Source organism: Aliiroseovarius zhejiangensis (genome assembly GCF_014656375.1).
In the GTDB taxonomy this organism is placed as follows: Bacteria; Pseudomonadota; Alphaproteobacteria; order Rhodobacterales; family Rhodobacteraceae; genus Aliiroseovarius; species Aliiroseovarius zhejiangensis.
In genome coordinates this window covers 716,139-733,978 of sequence record NZ_BNCH01000001.1, presented here as the reverse complement: position 1 = coordinate 733,978, position 17,840 = coordinate 716,139, and the positions used below count along the sequence as shown (strand labels likewise).

The following is a 17,840-nucleotide window of genomic DNA, read 5'->3' as shown; positions in this document are numbered from 1 at the left end:
GCCGCTTATTCGCCGCAGATCCCTTGCAGACGCACCCAGTTGGCATCCGTCAACAAGGGCGTGGCCTCTGCCAAGGGGACCGGATCGGCCTCGATCAGGTCCAGCGTCGTTTCGCCGGAAATGTCCAGCGCATAGGCATAGGGGGTGGAGCGAACCCCCGCTTGTTCAAATCGCGCCAGAAGGTCTGTCTGGTCCAGCGGGGCCGGAGGGGCGGTCAACAGATCCTCGGCATAGCTGTCGATAACGCTGTCCGGCAAATCACCGGTCGTCAGAAGCTGAGCGGTCGCTTTCAGACCCGCGTGCTCCAGCAGGGCGTTCATCGGGTCGGTGTTCTGGCGGCGCAGATCCTCGGCCAGCAGGAAACCGGCGACCACGTCGGGTTCTTCGTAATCCTCGATCAAGGCGCGGTTCAGAAGGGTGATCCGACCGGGCAGGTGGGTCGCGGTCTGCACCCCGCCCGACAGCACGATCACGCGGGTATCCGCACTGTTCAGAACGCGGGATTGCAAGCGGTCTAGCGCCTCCAACCCTTCGTGCCCGTCGCAGTGTTGGCCCGCCACCCGGCCGATTCGATCCAGAATTCTTTGCCCGATGGCGTCCCGTGTCGGGTCCGGCACCACCGAGACCGTATAATTGCGCAGCGCCCCTGGCATCCAGAACACACCCAGCACCAATAACAGGCAAAACAGTCCGGCCGTGATCCAGTGGCGCAGGCGACCGGGGTGGGGGCGTCGGCGTTCGACAACGCGGCGCACCTTTTCAATCGCCCGGATCATCGTGTCGTCGTCGATCTCCAACTCTTCCGTGGCATCTTCGCCGGGGGCATAGCGGGCCGGGCGTTCGGACGGGTTCAGCCGAAGAATGGCGGGCAGGGACCAATGGGTCAGCGCGGTTTCATGCGTGTCGGTGATGGTCAGCGTCGCATCCCCCAGCGACACGATCACATCGCGGCGCTGCGCCTGCGTATCGGCGCGCCACAACCCGGCCGCTTCCAGCCGCTGATATTTCGTGAGGGCCGTCATGGTCGGGACGGGTCTCGCCTGCTCGTTATCATTGCCGCAAGAATAGAGCGTTGCCCGCGTCGGGGCAATGCGCGTGGTGGGTCAGGACGTGTTCCGCAGCCGGTCGCGCAACTCGAACTTCTGTATCTTCCCGGTCGAGGTCTTGGGCAGCTCGCAAAACTCGATCATTTTCGGGGTTTTGAACCCGGCCAGACGCGTGCGCACAAAGGCGATCAACTCGTCCTCGGTCACCTGTGCGCCGTCTTTCAATTCGACAAAAGCGCAGGGCACCTCGCCCCATTTCTCATCCGGCCTGGCGACCACGGCGCACAGGCTGACGGCGGGATGATGCATCAGGACGCCCTCAACCTCGACCGAGCTGACGTTTTCGCCGCCGGAAATGATAATGTCCTTGGCCCGGTCGGTGATGCGGATATAGCCATCCGGTGTCTGATGCGCGATGTCACCCGAATGGAAATAACCGCCCCGGAACGCCTCGCGCGTGGCATCCGGGTTTTTCAGATAGCCTTTCATCACGGAATTGCCCCGGATCATGATCTCGCCAATCGACTCGCCGTCCATCGGCACCTGTTCCATCGTCTCGGGATCCAGGACTGTGATGTGCTCCATCATAGGCATGGCAACGCCGGTGCGTGCTTTCATCAAAGCCTTCTCGTCCTGCGGCAGATCATCCCATTCCGGGCCGTTCCATAGGCATTCGGTGACATGCCCGTAGGTTTCGGTCAGGCCATAGACCTGGGTGACGTTGAAACCCAAGGGTTCGATCGCAGCCAGGGTGGCGGCGGCGGGCGGGGCACCGGCGGTGAAGACTTCGACCGTGTGGTTGAAGCTGCGGCGATCGGTTTCGGGGGCGTTCACGATCATGTTCAGCACGATCGGTGCACCGCCGAAATGGCTCACGCCCTCGTCCGCGACCGCGTCATAGATTGCCTTGGCGGTGATGTCGCGGCAGCAGATCACCGTGCCGCCAAGTGCGGGGATCATCCATGTGTGGTTCCAGTTGTTGCAGTGAAACAGAGGCACGATGGTCAGATAACGCGGATACAGCGTCATCCCCCAACTGATCGGCGTGCCCATCGTCATCAAATAGGCGCCGCGGTGGTGATAGACCACGCCCTTGGGGCGCCCGGTGGTGCCAGAGGTGTAGTTCAACGCAAGGCTTTCCCATTCGTCCTGCGGCATGATCCAGTCGAACGCGGGATCCCCTTCCGCCAGCAGATCCTCGTATTCCAGATGATTTCCGGTGGCGGGGAATCCGGCATCGGGGTCGGCGACCTCGATGATGGTCGGGGCGGGCTGGCCCCGATCCGCGAGTTGCGCGATGGCGCGTTCAGCCAGCGGCAGAAGCTGAGTGTCCACCAACACCACGCGTGCCGCGCCGTGGTCAAGGATATAGGCCACAGTATCCACATCCAGCCGCGTGTTGATCGTGTTCAGCACGGCCCCACAGGCGGGAATGCCAAAGCTGGCTTCCACATGTGCAAGGATGTTGGGCAGAAGTGTGGCCACGACGTCGCCCGGTTTGATCCCGCGTCCGGCCAGTGCCGCGGCCAGACGCGAGACGCGCGCATGATAGTCGGCATAGGTCAGACGCCGCGCGCCATAGACCAGTGCTTCGCGCTTGGGAAAGACCAGCGCCGCGCGTCTGAGATGCGACAGGGGCGTCAAAGGCACGAAATTCGCCGCGCATTTATCCAATCCGGTTTCATCAGCCATCCAGCCCATTGGCATTGCTCCCTGTCTTGTTTCGGTTTGTCAGTGCTGTATGTCGTTCTGGAAGCAGATCAGAACGACACCCGTGTGGTCAATCCCGGGATGACGGTCAGGAAGGACGAAAACGACATGTCAGGAAATCGGACATTTGCGGCGGCGGGCACGATCTGTCTGGCAATGTTCCTTCTGGGCTTTTTCGACAATTTCGTGACGCTGATAGCGCAAGACCTTGGTTTGTGGCAGTTTCACCTGATGCGCGCGATCATGGCTGTTGGTATTCTGATGCTGTTATCCCGGTATGGACATGCACGACTGGCGCCTGTTCGCCTTTGGGCAGTGATGGTGCGCGGTGGGTTCGCAGCGGTGGCGATGCTGATCTATTTCGGGTGCCTGGCCTTTCTGCCCATCGGTCAGGTTGCCGCCGGGCTGTTCACCGCGCCGATCTGGGTTTTGTTGATTTCTGCCCTGTTTCTTGGCCAGCCGGTCGGTGCAATCCGCCTTGGCGCCGCGATTGTCGGATTTGTCGGGGTGCTGATCGTGTTGGACCCGTTTGCCAACGGTCTTGCCCCTTTGGCGCTGGTCCCGATGGCCGCCGGGTTCTTCTATGCCATTGGAGGGATCGCCACCCGGCAATGGTGCGAAGGGGAAAGTGCCCTGTCCATGCTGTTGTTTTTCTTCCTGTCGCTGGGGCTGTTCGGTCTGATCGGGTCGATCGCGATGACCGTTTGGGCGCCCGAGGCGCCTGCCGGTGCGGACGGGTTCATCCTGCGCGGTCTGGTCTGGCCCACGCCACTGGGCTGGGGGTTGACGGTGATGCAGGCGGTGGGGTCGCTTGTCGCGGTTGGCCTGATTTTCAAGGGCTACCAGATGGGAGAGGCGGCACAGGTGGCGATCTATGAATACCTGTTGCTCCCCTTTGCGGCAGGGTGGAGTTTCGTGCTGTTCGGCGATCCGGTGCCTGCCCGCGCAATTTTCGGCATGGCCCTAATTATCGTTTCGGGGGCTATCATCTCTCTGCGCTCGCGTGTGGTCTGAAACCCGGCTAAGGTCGGGGCATGATCATTTCGCATGGACGTCGTTACATCTTCATCCATCCGCCGAAAACCGGGGGTACGTCTCTCGCAATGGCACTTGAGGCGCGGGCGATGAAAGACGACATCTTACTGGGTGATACGCCCAAGGCGATCCGCCGGCGCAAACGCATGGCGCATGTTCAGTCCTCCGGGCGGTTGTGGAAGCATTCGCGCCTGCGCGATATCTATGGCCCCGTAACGCAAGACCAGATCGATGACTATTTCATCGTGACGCTTGTGCGCAACCCGTGGGACAGGCTGGTCAGCTATTATCACTGGCTCAAGGCGCAGCATTTCGATCATCCGGCGGTCGATCTGGCGCATGTCCTGACCTTTTCGGAGTTCGTAACCCACCAGCACACGCTGGACAGTTTCGCCGCATCGCCATTTGCGTCCTATGTGACGGATCAAAACGGGCAAGAGCGGTGCGATCTGTTCGCGCGGATGGAGGCGCTGTCCGATGATCTTGCACCTTTTGAAACCCATCTGGGGTTCTCACTGCGCCCTTTGCCGCATGTAAACCGGTCTGACCGCGTCCGCGATTATCGTGCCGCCTATACCGACGAGCTCGCTGAAATCGTTGCAGAATGCTGTGCCACGGACATTGCCCGTTTCGGATATCGGTTCGACTGATTGATAGCCGCCCCATTTTAAGACGATCTCAGCCCCTGTCTTTGAGCGATCAAATTGCGCGCGATGAAACGCGCCGAAACGGCAGGGTTTCATGTCGGACAGTGCGGCACGCATACGAAAACTCACTCGGATCATCGTCGTCTACCCTATCGGGCTGATTGTGATTTCGATGGTGGTGAACCTTGTTCTTGGTGTCGAGCCTTTGACCGTGGCCCTGCCATCTGTCGGGGTCATGGCCGCGCTGGTTGTGGCAAACGCGCTGTTGCTGCTGAACCATACCTGGCTGATGACGTGGAGTGAACTGACCCGCCTGCACCACGGCATCTATGCCTCGCCCAAGGAGTATGCAGAAGCCAATGCGCGCAAGGAAGATGTGCCGGCATTGGGTTGGCGCGCGTTGGAACGGCATCACAATGCGCACCGAAACGCGACCGAAAACACGATGTAGTTCGGGGGTCTGGCTTTGCTGATGGCACTGGCTTCGCCATCAACGCTCACGTCTCAGATCTGGATCATCGGGTTTGGCATAGGCAGGTTGGGCTATACCTACAGCGCGCTACGGGGCAAAGCAGTGCTGCGCGGGATATTCATGAGCGTGAGCCTGGCTGCGCTTTACGGGATGGCCGGATATCTGTTGCTTGCCCTGATGTGGTAGGCGCAAATTGAAAAAGCCCGGCGGTCGGCCGGGCTTTTTGGGTGTTTTCAGCGGCCATCAGGCAGCGTCTTGCGCGGTGTCGAAGCGGCCATAGAATGTGTCACCTTTGTCCGCCAGATCACGCAGCAGTGCGGGCGTGGTGAAGCGTGCGCCGTGTGCGTCGGTCAGGCCATCGCAAATCTCGACCGCCTTGTCCGCGCCGATCATGTCCAGCCAGCTGAACGGGCCACCGGACCACGGCGCAAAGCCCCAGGCTAGAACCGCACCCACGTCACCTTCGCGAATGTCTTCCAACACGCCGTCTTCCAGCGCGCGGACGGCTTCCAGCACCTGTGCCATCATCAGGCGATGTTTTACTTCGGTCAGGTCAGGCTGATCGTCGGCCAGCGGGAACTTGTCGCCAAGCCCTTCCCACAACCCTGTGCGCTTGCCCTTGTCGTCATAGTCATAGAAACCCGCCTTGGCCTTGCGGCCCATGCGACCCTGATCGGCCATCCAGAAGATGATCTCGTCCACCGCGTCGTCAGGGTAATCATCACCCATCGCCGCCTTGGTGGCCTTGGCGATTTTCACGCCCAGCTCGATCGAGGTTTCATCGACAAGTTGCAGCGGCCCGACGGGGAAGCCCAAAAGCTTCGCCGCCCCTTCGACCAGCGCGGGCGCGACGCCCTCGCCAACCATGCGCATCCCTTCGTTGATATAGGGAATGATGCAGCGGTTGCAGTAGAAGAAGCGCGCGTCATTGACGACGATCGGCGTCTTGCGGATCTGACGCACATAGTCCAGCGCCTTGGCCACCGCACGATCCCCGGTTTCCTTGCCCTTGATTATCTCGACCAGCATCATCTTCTCGACCGGCGAGAAGAAATGGATGCCGATGAACTGATCGGGACGCACTGACGCCTTGGCCAGTTCGGTGATCGGCAGGGTCGAGGTGTTGGTGGCGAAGATGCAATCTTCCCCGACCACCGCTTCGACTTTCTTGGTCATCTCGGCTTTGACGCCCATGTCCTCAAACACCGCTTCGATGATCAGGTCCGCGCCTTTCAGCGCGTCCAGATCGGTGGTCGCGGTGATGGCGGACAGGACGGCCTCTTTCTTCTCGGGCGTGGCTTTCTTGCGGGCGATGCCCTTGTCCAGATAGCTCTCGGAGTATGATTTGCCGCGGTCTGCGGCGTCCTGGGTCTGGTCGATCAACACGACCTCCATCCCCGCCATGGCGGACACCAGCGCGATGCCTGCGCCCATCATGCCCGCGCCCAGAACGCCAACTTTCTTGACCGATTGATCATCGACGCCTTTCGGGCGCACAGCACCCTTTTCCAAGGCCTGCTTGTTGATGAACAGCGACCGGATCATTGCGGAGGAGGACGGGTTCATCAGCACATTGACGAACCAGCGGCATTCCACGCGAAGCGCGTCGTCAAACGGCACCAACGCACCTTCGTACACCGCTGCCAGCAGGGCTTTCGCCGCAGGATAAACGCCATTGGTCTTGCCGTGGATCATGGCTGCGGCCCCCACGAAGGTCTGGAACCCAGCGGGGTGATAGGGCGCACCGCCCGGCATTTTATAGCCCTTCTGGTCCCAGGGTTTGACGATATCTGCGTCGGTTGCGTTCAACACCCACTCTTTCGCGCGGGCTTGCAGTTCGTCTGCCGGTACAACCTCGTCGATCAGGCCAGCCGCTTTGGCCTTGTCGGGCGCAACCGTTTTGCCTTCCAACAGGAACGGCGCCGCCGCCATCGCCCCCATCTTGCGCACAAGCCGCGTGGTGCCACCGGCGCCGGGAAAGATGCCGACCATGATCTCGGGCAGGCCGATCTTGGCCTTGGGGTTGTCCGCCGCAATGATGCGGTGACAGGCCAGCGGGATTTCCAGACCAATGCCAAGCGCGATGCCGGGCAGGGCGGCGACGATCGGTTTGCCGCCTTTGTTGGTCTTGGGGTCCATGCCGGCGCGTTCGATCTTGCGCAGCACGCCGTGCATCCCCATCACGCCGTCGAACAGTCCCTGCGCCGGGTTGTCGCCAGCGTCGTTCTTCATCTGGGCGATCACGTTCAGATCCATTCCCCCGGCGAAATCTTTCTTGCCCGAGGTGATGATCGCGCCTTTCACGGCGTCGTCGGCCAGAACGGTGTCGATATGTGCGTCCAACTCGCGCAGCGCGTTATAGGACAGCACGTTCATGGATTTGCCCGGCACGTCCCAGGTGATGGTGGCGACGCCATCGGCGTCCACGGAATAGTGAAAATCAGCCATTGTAACGTCTCCTTCTTACACGCGTTCAAGAATGGTTGCGGCACCCATGCCCGACCCGATGCAGAGCGTGGCCAGACCGGTCTCCTTGTCGGACCGCTCCATCTCGTCCAGCAACGCGCCCAGGATCATCGCGCCGGTTCCACCCAGCGGGTGGCCCATGGCGATGGCGCCGCCATTCACGTTGACTTTGTCAGTGTCGGCGTCAAACGCCTGAATGAAGCGCAGCACGACGGACGCGAAGGCTTCGTTCACTTCGAACAGGTCGATATCGCCAAACGACATGCCAGCGGCTTGCAGAACACGCTCTGTGGCAGGAACGGGACCGGTCAGCATGATGGTCGGATCGGTGCCAACCTTGGATGTTGCCTTGACGCGCGCACGCGGTTTCAGACCGTGACGCTCGCCAAACTCCTTGTTGCCGATCAGCACGGCGGCGGATCCATCGGCAATCCCGGACGAGTTCCCTGCGTGGTGCACGTGGTTGATCTTTTCCAGATGCGGGTATTTTAGAAGTGCCACGGCATCAAAGCCCGGCATTGCCTCGCCCATTGCCTTGAAGGATGGGTTCAGGCCGCCGAGGGTCTGCATCGTGGTTTCGCGGATCATTTCGTCCTCGGCCATGATCACCAACCCGTTCTGGTCGGTGACCGGCACGATCGACTTGAAGCGCCCGTCCGCGCGGGCGGCAGCCGCGCGCTTCTGGCTTTCGACGGCATAAGCGTCACAGTCATCGCGACTGAACCCGTACTCGGTCGCGATAATGTCGGCCGAGATGCCCTGCGGCACGAAATAGGCTTTCATCGCCAGATGAGGATCGGCGGCAATTGCCCCACCATCCATGCCCATCGGCACACGGCTCATGCTTTCCACGCCGCCGGCGATATAACCGTCGCCCGCGCCGCCCTTCACCTGGTTGGCGGCCATGTTCACGGCTTCCAGGCCCGACGCACAGAAGCGGTTGATCGAGACACCGGGAATCCGTTCGTCCAGATCGGAATAGAGCACCGATGAACGCGCGAGGCACGCGCCCTGTTCGCCCACCTGGGTCACGTTGCCCCAGATCACATCCTCCACGGCGTGGCCGTCGAGATTGTTACGCTCTTTCAGAGCGTTCAAGGCCACCGCAGATAGGCGCACGGCGGTTACTTCGTGCAGCGTGCCGTCCTTCTTGCCTTTGCCACGCGGGGTGCGTACGGCGTCATAGATATAGGCGTCGGTCATTTTCTTGCTTCCTTTCAGGATCTTACGCGCGGTCCGCGGGGGAGCCGGGCATCAGGTCATAGGGGTGTTTCCAGCCGGGCGTCTCCGAAATCCGGGTCAGCCAGGCGTCGATGGCGGGCCATTCGGCGCGGTCGAAGCCGAAGGGTTCAGGGTAATACAGATAGCCACAGCACGAGATATCAGCGAGCGTGATGGCATCACCAACCAGCCAGTTGCGCTCTGCCAACTCGCCTTCAAGCACCTTGTAGGCGCTTTTCAGTCGCGCCTGATTGAAGTCGATGACTTCGGCGGGACGCTTGTCTTCAGGCAGGAAATTCATCAGGAAACGGGTGTTGCCTGCAACCGAGGACATCTTGTGATTGTCCCAGAACTGCCAGCGCAGGATTTCGCGGCGTTCATTCGCGCTGCGCCCGCCCAACTTGCCAGATTTCGACGACACATAGTCCTGAATGACGCCTGACTGAGACAGGGTCACATCCCCGTCGATCATGACCGGCACTTCACCCATCGGGTTCAGTTCGCGAAACGCGGGGCTTCGGCTTTCGCCGTTGAAGAAATCGACAAAAACCGGCTCCCACTCCAGACCGGACAACTCCAGCGTCAGAGTCGCCTTGTAGGCATTGCCGCTTTCCCCAAAACAGTAGAGCTTGACTGTCATCCATGCCTCCTTTTTGATGCCTCGTCGCCGGGGGCGCTGCCCCCGGACCCCCGGGATATTTGTGACAAGAAAAAGAGCGCGATTTTTCTTGTCATAAATATCCCCGCCGGAGGCTCCTGTGATGGCCGTGGGCGGTGTGTTCAGCGTTTGCGTGCATCCAGTTCCGAATTGAACAGGCGCAGACGCGCTGTCAGGTTTTCATGGTCCGTTACGCTGTCGAAATGTTCAAAGAGGAAGGACAGGGCTTCACCTTCGTCAAGCCCTGCCTCTTTCGCGAAACGCCTCAGCCGACGATAGCCATCCTCTGTCATGGCACAGGGGAAGCGGCGGGTCAGTTTGAAGCGTTTCGGCATGTTCTCTCCTAGCTTTGTTGACGCGGTTCAGAACGCTTCAGCGTCCAGCGCCATGACGGTGTCCGCGCCGCTTTCGATCCGTGCCAGGTGCATCGACGTGGCGGGCAGGCGGCGTGCCATATAGTAGCGCGCCGTTGTCAATTTGGTCTCGTAAAACGTGGCGTCAGAGGTACCGTTTGCAAGGGCGTCCAGCGCGGCGCGGGCTTGTTGCGCCCAAGCGTAGCCCAGGCAGACATGGCCGAACAGGTGCATGAAGTCATAGCTGCCTGCCAGTGCATGGTTCGGGTTTTTCATACCATTCTGCATGAAGAACATCGACGCGGCCTGCAGGTGCTTCGACGCGGTTTTAAGGGGGTCAATGAAATCTTTCATTGCATCATCTTCACCCTGCTCCTTGCAGAAGGCTTTGATCAGATCGAAGAAGGCCATGACGTGTTTGCCCCCGTCGGCGGCCAGCTTGCGGCCCACAAGGTCAAGTGCCTGAACGCCATTGGCCCCTTCGTAGATCTGGGTGATCCGGGCGTCGCGGACGAACTGGCTCATCCCGTGTTCTTCGATATAGCCGTGGCCGCCGTAAATCTGCTGCGCCAGAACGGTCATGTCAAAGCCCTGATCGGTCAGGAAACCTTTGAGGACCGGGGTCATCAGGCTGATCAGACCATCGGCGTCCTTGTCGTCTGCGCGGTGCGCCTGGTCAATCAGCAGCGCGCCCCACAGAAGGAAGCCGCGCGCACCTTCGATAAAACTTTTCTGATCCATCAGAGACCGGCGAATGTCGGGATGCACGATCAGGGGATCAGCGGGTCCGTCGGGATTCTTGACGCCGGTCACATCACGTCCTTGCAGGCGGTCCTTGGCATAGATCACGGCGTTCTGATAAGCCGCTTCGGCTTGCGCCAGGCCTTGCATGGCGACGCCCAGGCGGGCTTCGTTCATCATGGTGAACATCGCGCGCATGCCCTTGTGCATGTGACCCAGCAGATAACCGGTTGCTTCGTCATAGTTCATGACGCAGGTCGAGTTGCCGTGGATCCCCATCTTTTTCTCGATGTTGCCCACGCTGACACCGTTGCGCGCGCCGATCGACCCATCTTCATTCACGTTGAATTTTGGCACGATGAACAGCGACACACCCTTGATGCCGTCGGGACCGCCCGGAATTTTTGCCAGCACCAAATGGATGACATTCTCGGACATGTCGTGATCGCCGGCCGAGATGAAGATCTTTTGCCCTGACACCTTGTAGGACCCATCATCCTGCGGTTCCGCCTTGGTCCGCATCAGGCCCAGATCGGTGCCGCAATGCGGTTCGGTCAGGTTCATCGTGCCGGTCCATTCGCAACTGATCATCTTGGGCAGGAAGGTCGCCTTCTGCTCATCCGTGCCATGCGCCAGGATTGCCGAGGCCGCGCCGTGGGTCAGCCCCTGATACATGGTGAACGCCTGGTTGGCGGCTGAAAACATCTCGCCCACCGCGGTGCCCAGCAGGACGGGCATGTTCTGGCCACCGAACTCTTCGGGCATGTCCAGACCTGTCCAGCCGCCTTCCTTCATCTGCTCGAACGCATCCTTGAACCCGGACGGGGTGTAGACGACGCCGTTCTCCAGCCGACACCCTTCGTGATCGCCCACCACGTTGAGGGGTGTCAGAACCTCGCTGGCCACTTTTCCGGCTTCTTCCAGAACGGCCCCCGTAAAATCGGGTTCCAGGTCGTTGTATCCGGGGATGTTCAGCGTCTCGGCCTTTAGCACTTCGTGCAGCAGGAAGGCCATGTCCTTTGTGGGCGCGGTATAGCTGGGCATAGGGGTCGTCCTTGTCCTAAATCTTAGTGGTCATCGTCGAGCGAAGCGATCTTGTCGTTCACCCATTGCAACTGGTTGGTCAGATCGTCGATTGCGTCGTCCAGTTCGGCGCGTTGGCGCTTCAGGTCATCCAGATGTCCAAGTGCCACGTCATAGGTGCGTTTCAACTGTGTCTTCTGCTGATCGCCACGGTCGTAGAGATCCAGAAGCTGGCGAATCTCCTCCAGCGAAAAGCCAAAGCGTTTGCCCCGCAGGATCAGCTTCAGTCGCGCGCGGTCACGTCTGGTGAACAGCCGCTTCTGGCCTTCGCGAATGGGGGCGATCAGTTCCTTCGCCTCGTAAAAACGCAGCGTGCGCGCGGTGACGTTGAATGCATCGCACATTTGCCGAATGGTCATCAGTTCGTCGGTCATACTTGCTCCAATCTTTACCCGACGCCGGTCGTGTGTTCTGACCAGCACGTCTTACTATATAAGTTGACGTTGACGTAAATGTAACGTGGCGTCAGGGGTTTTCTTGTCGTTACGTAACGTCGAAAACGCCATCGCTTTACGCAAGGGCATGTTTTTTCATCAAAAACTAAAACAGCGCCGGTTTGGCCGGATTCTGAAGAAACCGAGGTGACGGCGGCCTTCAGGCGCGATTCCCGGGGGAATCAGAGCAACTCAGTCCAGCGCGTTGGCCACGTCATCGCGCAGTTTCTGCAAATCCGTGATGCTTTCGGCCAGTTGTTCCTGCTGTCTGCGCAGGTCAACCAGTTGCCGGTCGGCAAGCTCGACCCAGGCGCGGTTTTGCGCCTCGGTCCCTTTTTCATCGTAGATCAGAAGCCACTGGCGGAGTTCTTCAAGCGAGAAGCCAAACCGCCGCCCGCGCAGAATCAGTGTCATGCGGGCAACTTCGCGCGGGGTATAGTACCGGGCGCGGCCTTCCTTTTCGGGGCTCAGAAGTTCGATGTATTCGTAGTATCTGAGTGTGCGCGGCGTTACGTCGAATTTCGCGCACATTTCCTTGAAGGTCAGGCGGTCGTCGGTCATCGGTGCCCCATTTCCAGTCTTGATGGAGCACAGCGTAAAGGAGCGTTGCAGCGGGTGCAATTGCCGAGAGCCTTTTCCTCTGCTGCGCAGGTCTAGTTCATGAAGCCGGGTGCCAGAACATAGAATCCATAGGCCACGATCAGGGCCGGGATGGTGGAATACAGCGTGGCCATCAGCGCCGCTTTCGGGTTCAGCGCAATCGCCGGGAACAGCGCATCGCCGTCATTCGAGATCGCATTCCCCATCAGCGCGGCGAAAGGAATGACGCCGTTCAAGTACAGGGTGGTGACAAGCACCTGCGGGCCGCAACCGGGGATCAGCCCGACAAGAATGGCCATCAACGGCAGTAGCGGGGCGATGGACTGGAACAGAAGCTCGATATCCACCCCGGCGAACTCGGCAACGTAATCGTAAGCCAGATAGGCGCCGATCACCCAGACCGAGATAAAGCTCGTTTCTTCGGCCATCCGGGTCAGCGGGCTGTCATGTGTGTTGGTCATTGCAGCCAGTTTCGAGGTGGCCCAGATCGTCAGGCCCAGAAATGTACCGGCAAGGGCGATCCACTGGACCGGAATGCCGAACAGCGCGTTGATCTCGACCTGAGCAAGCTGCGCGGCACCCACCACCAGACCCGGAGCCGCCAGAACAAGATAGGCCACGTCCTGCGGGCGGGTGCGCCCGATCAGCGGGGCAAGCTCGCAACTTGCCAGCGTCGAGGCGCGGTATTCAACCGTGTGGAAATGGTCGATCAGCCAGCCGGACAGGATACCGACCAGCAAAGACAGGGGCAGAACGATGATGGCGGCATCAGGCCGCGTGGCAATCAGCAGGAACGCCGCATCGCCCATGGTGGCCGTCAGCGTGGCGACCACGGCGCCGAATCCCACATGGCCTGAACTGTAGGCAGCAACGACCACGACAGCCCCGCCGCAACCCGGAGTGGCCCCCAACAGCGCCGCCAGAGGCACCTGTGCCCCGCGCGCCCTGGACAGGCTCTCGCCGATGTCGAAGCTGAAGAGTCGCTCGGCCCCGTAAAACAGCAACAGCGTGGCTGCCACAAACACTGAAACCTGAACGTAAGCATCGGTCATCAGCTCGCGTGTCAGCTCGCCCAGTTGTCCGGGTGCCACTGACAAGGCAAGCATGATCGCCAACACCAAAAGGCGTTTCGGGCGCATTTTCCCCATCGGGGCTGTCAGGGCTGTGGCGTCTGTCATGGAAGCTCTTGCGATTGAGAATAATTCTTAATTGCGAAAGTAAGGGCTGGACGCGCGATTTGCAAGGGCCAATAAATGGCGGAGATACAAAAGAGGGCCCGTGATGATCAAAGGTCTGACCGCAGAGAAGAAAGCTGAAATCGCTCGGAAATTCACCGAGGCCATCCCGCATTGCGGGGCTTTGGGGATGACGCTGGACGAATTGGGCGAGGGCGAGGCCGTAATGTCCATGCCCTATGATCCCCGTTTCATCGGTGATCCGCGATCGGGGGTGATTCACGGCGGCGCGGTGTCGGCTCTGATGGACACCTGTTGCGGATCGGCGGTGATGAGCCACCCGGACGCCCCCGCCATCACGGCCACGATCGACCTGCGCATCGACTATATGCGACCCGCGACGCCCGGGCAGCGGATCACCGCGCGTGCCACGTGCTATCACGTCACGCGGTCGGTGGCCTTTGTGCGTGCCGTTGCACTGGATGAAGATGAAAGCCGCCCGGTGGCCACAGCAACCGGCGCGTTTTCCGCCGATGGGGATCCCAGGCGGCGTTCGACCGAAATCTCGGCCGAAATCAGCGGAGGCGACGACACATGAGCGGATCTGTCAAACGCCCGCGCCCGGAACCGGTCGAGGTCGTCAAAAAACGGCGCGATGCGACCCTGTCGGCTTTGGTGGGCAGTGTGCCATACCTGACCTTTCTCGGGATCACCGTGGAACGCCATGGCGACGAGCTGACGGCGGTTCTGCCTTTTTCCGACAAGCTGATCGGCAATCCGTTGTTGCCGGCCATTCATGGTGGCGTGACGGCAGCGTTTCTTGAAACCGCTGCGGTGATCGAACTCAGCTGGGTCTCTCTGTGGGAAGATATGGAGAGCGGCAAGCTGGATCCTGGCACTCTGGGACCGGACAACCTTCCTTATCTGCCCAAGACCATCGACTTTTCGATCGACTATCTTCGGTCAGGTCTGCCGCGCGACGCCTATGCACGTGCGCGGATCGTTCGGCAGGGGCGGCGTTATGCCTCGGTGCATGTCGAGGCCTGGCAAGACAATCGAAACAAGCTCTATGCACAGGCGACCGGCCATTTCCTGATGCCTCAGAAATGACCCCGCGTGCAGTTCAGATTACCCACAGCCGTATCCTTGCGGTGGCAGGGCCGATTGTGCTGTCCAATGTGACGGTGCCGATCCTGGGCATCGTGGATACGGGCGTGATCGGCCAGTTGGGCGAGGCGGCACCAATCGGCGCGGTGGGGATCGGCGCGGTTATCATCTCGACCTTCTATTGGGTGTTTGGGTTTTTGCGGATGGGCACAACGGGCCTGACCGCACAGGCCTATGGCGCAGGACGCATGGGCGAGGTGTCGGCCATGCTGACCCGTGCCACGATGATCGGGGCCGTCGCCGGACTGGCATTGATTGCGCTGCAAATCCCGCTGTTCTGGGCGGCGTTCAGACTGGCCCCGGCCTCGGCCGAGGTCGAGGGCATGGCGCAAGCCTATCTGACGATCCGAATCTGGGGCGCGCCCTTTGCCATCGCGCTGAACGCCTTTACCGGCTGGCTGATCGCGTTGGAGCGGACGCGCGCCGTTCTGGTTCTTCAGGTTGCCATGAACGGTGTCAACATCGTGCTGGACCTGTGGTTTGTCATGGGGCTGGGATGGGGCGTGGAAGGTGTTGCAATCGCCACTTTGATCGCAGAGGTCGGTGGTGCCGCGCTGGCCGTCTGGCTGTGTCGGGATGTGTTCGCCAACGCCGCCTGGCGTGACTGGGGACGGGTGATGCACGCCGAAACCCTGAAACGCATTGCGGTGGTGAACAGCGATATCCTGATCCGCTCGCTGCTGCTGACCGCGATGTTCACAAGTTTCATGTTTCTCGGCGCGCGGTTTTCCGACGTGGAACTGGCTGCCAACCAGATTCTGGTGCAATTCCTGAACGTCACGGCCTATGCGATGGATGGCTTTGCCTTCGGGGCCGAGACCTTCGTCGGTCAGGCGCTGGGCGCGCGCAACAGGGCCGGGCTGCGCCGGGCTGCGATCATGTCCAGCCAGTGGGGGGCAGGCATTTCGGCGACGCTGGCGCTGGGGTTTCTGCTGTTTGGCGGCATGGCCATCGACCTGATGACCACCGCCGAAGAGGTGCGCGCCACCGCACGGGTCTTTCTGATCTACATGGTGTTTGCGCCGCTGGTCGGATGGCCGTCATGGATGCTGGATGGGATCTTCATTGGTGCCACCCGCACCGCTGACATGCGCAACATGATGGTTGTGTCCACAGTGGTTTACATCATCGCGGTGCTGGTCCTGATGCCGCCATTGGGTAATCACGGGCTTTGGCTGGCGCTGCTGATCTCGTTCATCGCGCGCGGCGTGACTTTGGGCCTGCGCTATCCTGCGCTGGAGCGCAGTGCGGCCTGAAGTCTAGAGAATGTCAATCACGCTGTCCGGCGGCCGGCCGATCCGGGCCTTGCCGTTCTTGATCACCACGGGTCGTTCGATCAGGATCGGATGGGACACCATCGCAGCAATCAACTCGTCATCCGGGCTGTCCTTGGACAACCCGAGCTCCTTGAACACCTTTTCGCCGGTGCGCACGAGTTCGATGGGGGCTACGCCAAGGGCTGCCAGAACTGACCTGAGTGCGCCCGCATCGGGCGGATCGTCCAGATAGCGGCGCACGGTCACGTCCTCGCCGCGACCTTCCAGAATTGCCAGCGTCTGGCGCGATTTCGAACAACGCGGGTTGTGCCATATCTCGGTCATAGCCAGTCCTCTCGTCCGGTTCCGACGGCGTCCGCGACATGGGCGAACCCGTCCCGTTCCAACAATGCGTCCAGCCCCAGCGCGATCTCTTCGACAAGGCTCAACCCCTTGTAAGCCAGCGCCGAATAAAGCTGTACGATCGAAGCCCCGGCACGGATTTTCTGATACGCATCGTCCGCCGAGGCAATGCCACCCACCCCGATCAGGGGCATGTCACCATCCGTCAATTTCGAAAGCCGTGCCAGCACGCGGGTGGATTTTTCGAACAAGGGGGGGCCGGACAGGCCGCCGCCCTCGTCCTTGTGACGGCTTTTCAACCCGTCGCGGGACAGGGTGGTGTTGGTGGCGATGATGGCGTCCACGCCCACGTCCTGCGCCACCTGGGCCACTTCGGCCAGTTCCGCGTCGGTCAGGTCCGGCGCGATCTTCAGAAAGATCGGCGTATACTTGTCCTGGTTTTCGCGTGCGGCCAGCACGCCAGACAACAGCCCGCGCAACGCCTCGGCCCCTTGCAGATCGCGCAGCCTTTCCGTGTTGGGCGAGCTGACATTGACGGTGGCGAAGTCAATGAAGGGGGCGCAGGTTTCAAAGACCTGCACATAATCCGCGGCGCGGTCATCACTGTCCTTGTTGGCGCCAAGGTTCAGACCCACGGGCACCGGGCGGCGGCGCGACCGCCGGGTCAGCCGGGCAGCGGCGGCCCCCATTCCTTCATTATTGAAGCCGAAGCGGTTGATAACCGCCTGATCCTCGGTCAGGCGAAACAGCCGTGGTTTCGGGTTGCCGGGTTGCGGGTGGGGGGTGACGGCGCCCACTTCGACGAACCCGAAGCCGGCTTGCGTCAGAGCATCCACGACGGTCGCGTTCTTGTCATACCCTGCGGCAAGCCCGACCGGGTTGGTCAACGTCATCCCGCAGAACGAGGTTTTCAGCCGGTCGGTTGTGACGATGCCGGGCATCGGCACAATACCGGCCTTCATCGCCATCAATGCCAGTGTGTGCGAGCGTTCCGGATCAACCTGATGCAGAAGTTTCAGTCCAATTTTTTCGATCAGGTTCATGCCAGACACTCGGGGAATTGGTGGCTGCCTTCGCCAAGAGGCAAGGTGCGATGCCACAGGACTTCGGACAGGACCAGTTCGCGATACAGATGTGGAAACAGCGCACCGCCGCGGGACGGTTCCCATTTCAGGGCGGTGCCCATCGCATCGGTTTCAAAGGCTGCCAGAACCAGACCGTCTTCGCCTGCGAAGTGCTTTCGCGCGGTCTCGGCGACCTGATCAGCGGTCGAGAAGTGGATGTAGCCATCGGTCAGGTCAATCGGGGCGCCCAGGGTTTTGCCCGTTGCCTCGAACGCCTGCCATTCTGCGGCGCGGAAGATCTTGTATATCTGCATGCCCTTCATGTGACGCGCAGCTTGCCCAACGTCAA

The 17,840-nt window shown here is 60.7% G+C and carries 19 protein-coding genes; 6 read left to right on the top strand and 13 right to left on the bottom strand.

What is annotated here, in order from left to right; all coding sequences use genetic code 11:
* Positions 1-5 precede the first annotated feature (5 nt).
* The gene (locus IE188_RS03715; protein WP_191285090.1) at positions 6-1,022 is read right to left on the bottom strand and encodes a hypothetical protein; all 1,017 of its coding nucleotides are present in this window, start codon (positions 1,020-1,022) and stop codon (positions 6-8) included.
* 81 nt (positions 1,023-1,103) lie between these two features.
* Positions 1,104-2,747, bottom strand: a complete 1,644-nt coding sequence (locus IE188_RS03710; RefSeq protein ID WP_191285089.1) for an AMP-binding protein — start codon at positions 2,745-2,747, stop codon at positions 1,104-1,106.
* Positions 2,748-2,780: 33 nt separating this feature from the next.
* Here IE188_RS03710 and IE188_RS03705 point away from each other — a divergent pair, with 33 nt between their 5' ends.
* The 3 genes from IE188_RS03705 to IE188_RS16745 all read left to right on the top strand — a co-directional run bounded on the left by IE188_RS03705 (position 2,781) and on the right by IE188_RS16745 (position 4,889).
* Positions 2,781-3,770 (top strand): DMT family transporter, encoded by a 990-nt coding sequence (locus IE188_RS03705; protein WP_229836458.1) that lies wholly within the window; start codon positions 2,781-2,783, stop codon positions 3,768-3,770.
* A gap of 20 nt (positions 3,771-3,790) precedes the next feature.
* The gene (locus tag IE188_RS03700) at positions 3,791-4,441 is read left to right on the top strand and encodes a sulfotransferase family 2 domain-containing protein (RefSeq protein WP_191285088.1); all 651 of its coding nucleotides are present in this window, start codon (positions 3,791-3,793) and stop codon (positions 4,439-4,441) included.
* A 91-nt stretch (positions 4,442-4,532) separates the two neighbouring features.
* Positions 4,533-4,889, top strand: coding sequence for a hypothetical protein (locus IE188_RS16745; protein ID WP_229836456.1), 357 nt, complete (start codon positions 4,533-4,535; stop codon positions 4,887-4,889).
* A gap of 264 nt (positions 4,890-5,153) precedes the next feature.
* On the opposite strand, the gene IE188_RS03690 is transcribed toward IE188_RS16745, so the two are convergent.
* The 8 genes from IE188_RS03690 to IE188_RS03655 form a co-directional block, all read right to left on the bottom strand.
* Entirely contained in the window at positions 5,154-7,358 is a 2,205-nt protein-coding gene (locus tag IE188_RS03690; protein ID WP_191285087.1) for a 3-hydroxyacyl-CoA dehydrogenase NAD-binding domain-containing protein, read from the bottom strand.
* Positions 7,359-7,373: 15 nt separating this feature from the next.
* On the bottom strand, positions 7,374-8,579 hold the full coding sequence (locus IE188_RS03685) for an acetyl-CoA C-acetyltransferase (RefSeq protein ID WP_191285086.1): 1,206 nt from the start codon (positions 8,577-8,579) through the stop codon (positions 7,374-7,376).
* A gap of 22 nt (positions 8,580-8,601) precedes the next feature.
* Positions 8,602-9,237: a glutathione S-transferase family protein gene (locus IE188_RS03680; protein ID WP_191285085.1), complete on the bottom strand. Its 636-nt coding sequence runs from the start codon at positions 9,235-9,237 to the stop codon at positions 8,602-8,604.
* A 140-nt stretch (positions 9,238-9,377) separates the two neighbouring features.
* Entirely contained in the window at positions 9,378-9,590 is a 213-nt protein-coding gene (locus IE188_RS03675) for a hypothetical protein (protein ID WP_091430943.1), read from the bottom strand.
* A gap of 27 nt (positions 9,591-9,617) precedes the next feature.
* Entirely contained in the window at positions 9,618-11,393 is a 1,776-nt protein-coding gene (locus IE188_RS03670; RefSeq protein WP_191285084.1) for an acyl-CoA dehydrogenase C-terminal domain-containing protein, read from the bottom strand.
* Between the two features lie 23 nt (positions 11,394-11,416).
* The gene (locus tag IE188_RS03665) at positions 11,417-11,806 is read right to left on the bottom strand and encodes a MerR family transcriptional regulator (protein ID WP_191285083.1); all 390 of its coding nucleotides are present in this window, start codon (positions 11,804-11,806) and stop codon (positions 11,417-11,419) included.
* A gap of 252 nt (positions 11,807-12,058) precedes the next feature.
* Complete coding sequence (locus IE188_RS03660) at positions 12,059-12,427, bottom strand: MerR family transcriptional regulator (RefSeq protein WP_191285082.1); 369 nt, start codon at positions 12,425-12,427, stop codon at positions 12,059-12,061.
* Between the two features lie 92 nt (positions 12,428-12,519).
* Entirely contained in the window at positions 12,520-13,644 is a 1,125-nt protein-coding gene (locus IE188_RS03655; protein ID WP_191285081.1) for a putative manganese transporter, read from the bottom strand.
* Between the two features lie 103 nt (positions 13,645-13,747).
* On the opposite strand from IE188_RS03655, the gene IE188_RS03650 reads away from it, so the two are divergent.
* The 3 genes from IE188_RS03650 to IE188_RS03640 are packed head-to-tail and all read left to right on the top strand — an operon-like array spanning position 13,748 to position 16,064.
* A complete protein-coding gene (locus tag IE188_RS03650; protein WP_191285080.1) occupies positions 13,748-14,239 on the top strand; it encodes a PaaI family thioesterase in 492 nt (163 codons plus the stop codon).
* The gene (locus tag IE188_RS03645) at positions 14,236-14,751 is read left to right on the top strand and encodes a PaaI family thioesterase (RefSeq protein WP_191285079.1); all 516 of its coding nucleotides are present in this window, start codon (positions 14,236-14,238) and stop codon (positions 14,749-14,751) included. Before IE188_RS03650 ends, IE188_RS03645 begins: the two co-directional genes overlap by 4 nt.
* A complete protein-coding gene (locus IE188_RS03640; protein ID WP_191285078.1) occupies positions 14,748-16,064 on the top strand; it encodes an MATE family efflux transporter in 1,317 nt (438 codons plus the stop codon). The genes IE188_RS03645 and IE188_RS03640 overlap by 4 nt, the downstream gene beginning before the upstream one ends.
* A gap of 3 nt (positions 16,065-16,067) precedes the next feature.
* On the opposite strand, the gene arsC is transcribed toward IE188_RS03640, so the two are convergent.
* Genes arsC through IE188_RS03625 form a run of 3 tightly spaced genes read right to left on the bottom strand, consistent with a single transcriptional unit; the run spans position 16,068 to position 17,805 of the window.
* The gene (gene arsC, locus IE188_RS03635) at positions 16,068-16,409 is read right to left on the bottom strand and encodes an arsenate reductase (glutaredoxin) (protein WP_191285077.1); all 342 of its coding nucleotides are present in this window, start codon (positions 16,407-16,409) and stop codon (positions 16,068-16,070) included.
* Positions 16,406-17,470: a quinone-dependent dihydroorotate dehydrogenase gene (locus IE188_RS03630; RefSeq protein ID WP_191285076.1), complete on the bottom strand. Its 1,065-nt coding sequence runs from the start codon at positions 17,468-17,470 to the stop codon at positions 16,406-16,408. The genes arsC and IE188_RS03630 overlap by 4 nt, the downstream gene beginning before the upstream one ends.
* Positions 17,467-17,805 (bottom strand): DUF952 domain-containing protein, encoded by a 339-nt coding sequence (locus IE188_RS03625; protein WP_191285075.1) that lies wholly within the window; start codon positions 17,803-17,805, stop codon positions 17,467-17,469. Before IE188_RS03625 ends, IE188_RS03630 begins: the two co-directional genes overlap by 4 nt.
* Positions 17,806-17,840 lie beyond the last annotated feature (35 nt).

What these genes read in the sequence shown, in the direction of transcription:
- IE188_RS03715 (WP_191285090.1), bottom strand. Translation starts at nt 1,022, where the DNA reads ATGACGGCCCTCACGAAATATCAGCGGCTGGAAGCGGCCGGGTTGTGG.
- IE188_RS03710 (WP_191285089.1), bottom strand. Translation starts at nt 2,747, where the DNA reads ATGGGCTGGATGGCTGATGAAACCGGATTGGATAAATGCGCGGCGAAT.
- IE188_RS03700 (WP_191285088.1), top strand. Translation starts at nt 3,791, where the DNA reads ATGATCATTTCGCATGGACGTCGTTACATCTTCATCCATCCGCCGAAA.
- IE188_RS16745 (WP_229836456.1), top strand. Translation starts at nt 4,533, where the DNA reads ATGTCGGACAGTGCGGCACGCATACGAAAACTCACTCGGATCATCGTC.
- IE188_RS03690 (WP_191285087.1), bottom strand. Translation starts at nt 7,358, where the DNA reads ATGGCTGATTTTCACTATTCCGTGGACGCCGATGGCGTCGCCACCATC.
- IE188_RS03685 (WP_191285086.1), bottom strand. Translation starts at nt 8,579, where the DNA reads ATGACCGACGCCTATATCTATGACGCCGTACGCACCCCGCGTGGCAAA.
- IE188_RS03680 (WP_191285085.1), bottom strand. Translation starts at nt 9,237, where the DNA reads ATGACAGTCAAGCTCTACTGTTTTGGGGAAAGCGGCAATGCCTACAAG.
- IE188_RS03675 (WP_091430943.1), bottom strand. Translation starts at nt 9,590, where the DNA reads ATGCCGAAACGCTTCAAACTGACCCGCCGCTTCCCCTGTGCCATGACA.
- IE188_RS03670 (WP_191285084.1), bottom strand. Translation starts at nt 11,393, where the DNA reads ATGCCCAGCTATACCGCGCCCACAAAGGACATGGCCTTCCTGCTGCAC.
- IE188_RS03665 (WP_191285083.1), bottom strand. Translation starts at nt 11,806, where the DNA reads ATGACCGACGAACTGATGACCATTCGGCAAATGTGCGATGCATTCAAC.
- IE188_RS03660 (WP_191285082.1), bottom strand. Translation starts at nt 12,427, where the DNA reads ATGACCGACGACCGCCTGACCTTCAAGGAAATGTGCGCGAAATTCGAC.
- IE188_RS03655 (WP_191285081.1), bottom strand. Translation starts at nt 13,644, where the DNA reads ATGACAGACGCCACAGCCCTGACAGCCCCGATGGGGAAAATGCGCCCG.
- IE188_RS03650 (WP_191285080.1), top strand. Translation starts at nt 13,748, where the DNA reads ATGATCAAAGGTCTGACCGCAGAGAAGAAAGCTGAAATCGCTCGGAAA.
- IE188_RS03645 (WP_191285079.1), top strand. Translation starts at nt 14,236, where the DNA reads ATGAGCGGATCTGTCAAACGCCCGCGCCCGGAACCGGTCGAGGTCGTC.
- IE188_RS03640 (WP_191285078.1), top strand. Translation starts at nt 14,748, where the DNA reads ATGACCCCGCGTGCAGTTCAGATTACCCACAGCCGTATCCTTGCGGTG.
- arsC (WP_191285077.1), bottom strand. Translation starts at nt 16,409, where the DNA reads ATGACCGAGATATGGCACAACCCGCGTTGTTCGAAATCGCGCCAGACG.
- IE188_RS03630 (WP_191285076.1), bottom strand. Translation starts at nt 17,470, where the DNA reads ATGAACCTGATCGAAAAAATTGGACTGAAACTTCTGCATCAGGTTGAT.
- IE188_RS03625 (WP_191285075.1), bottom strand. Translation starts at nt 17,805, where the DNA reads ATGCAGATATACAAGATCTTCCGCGCCGCAGAATGGCAGGCGTTCGAG.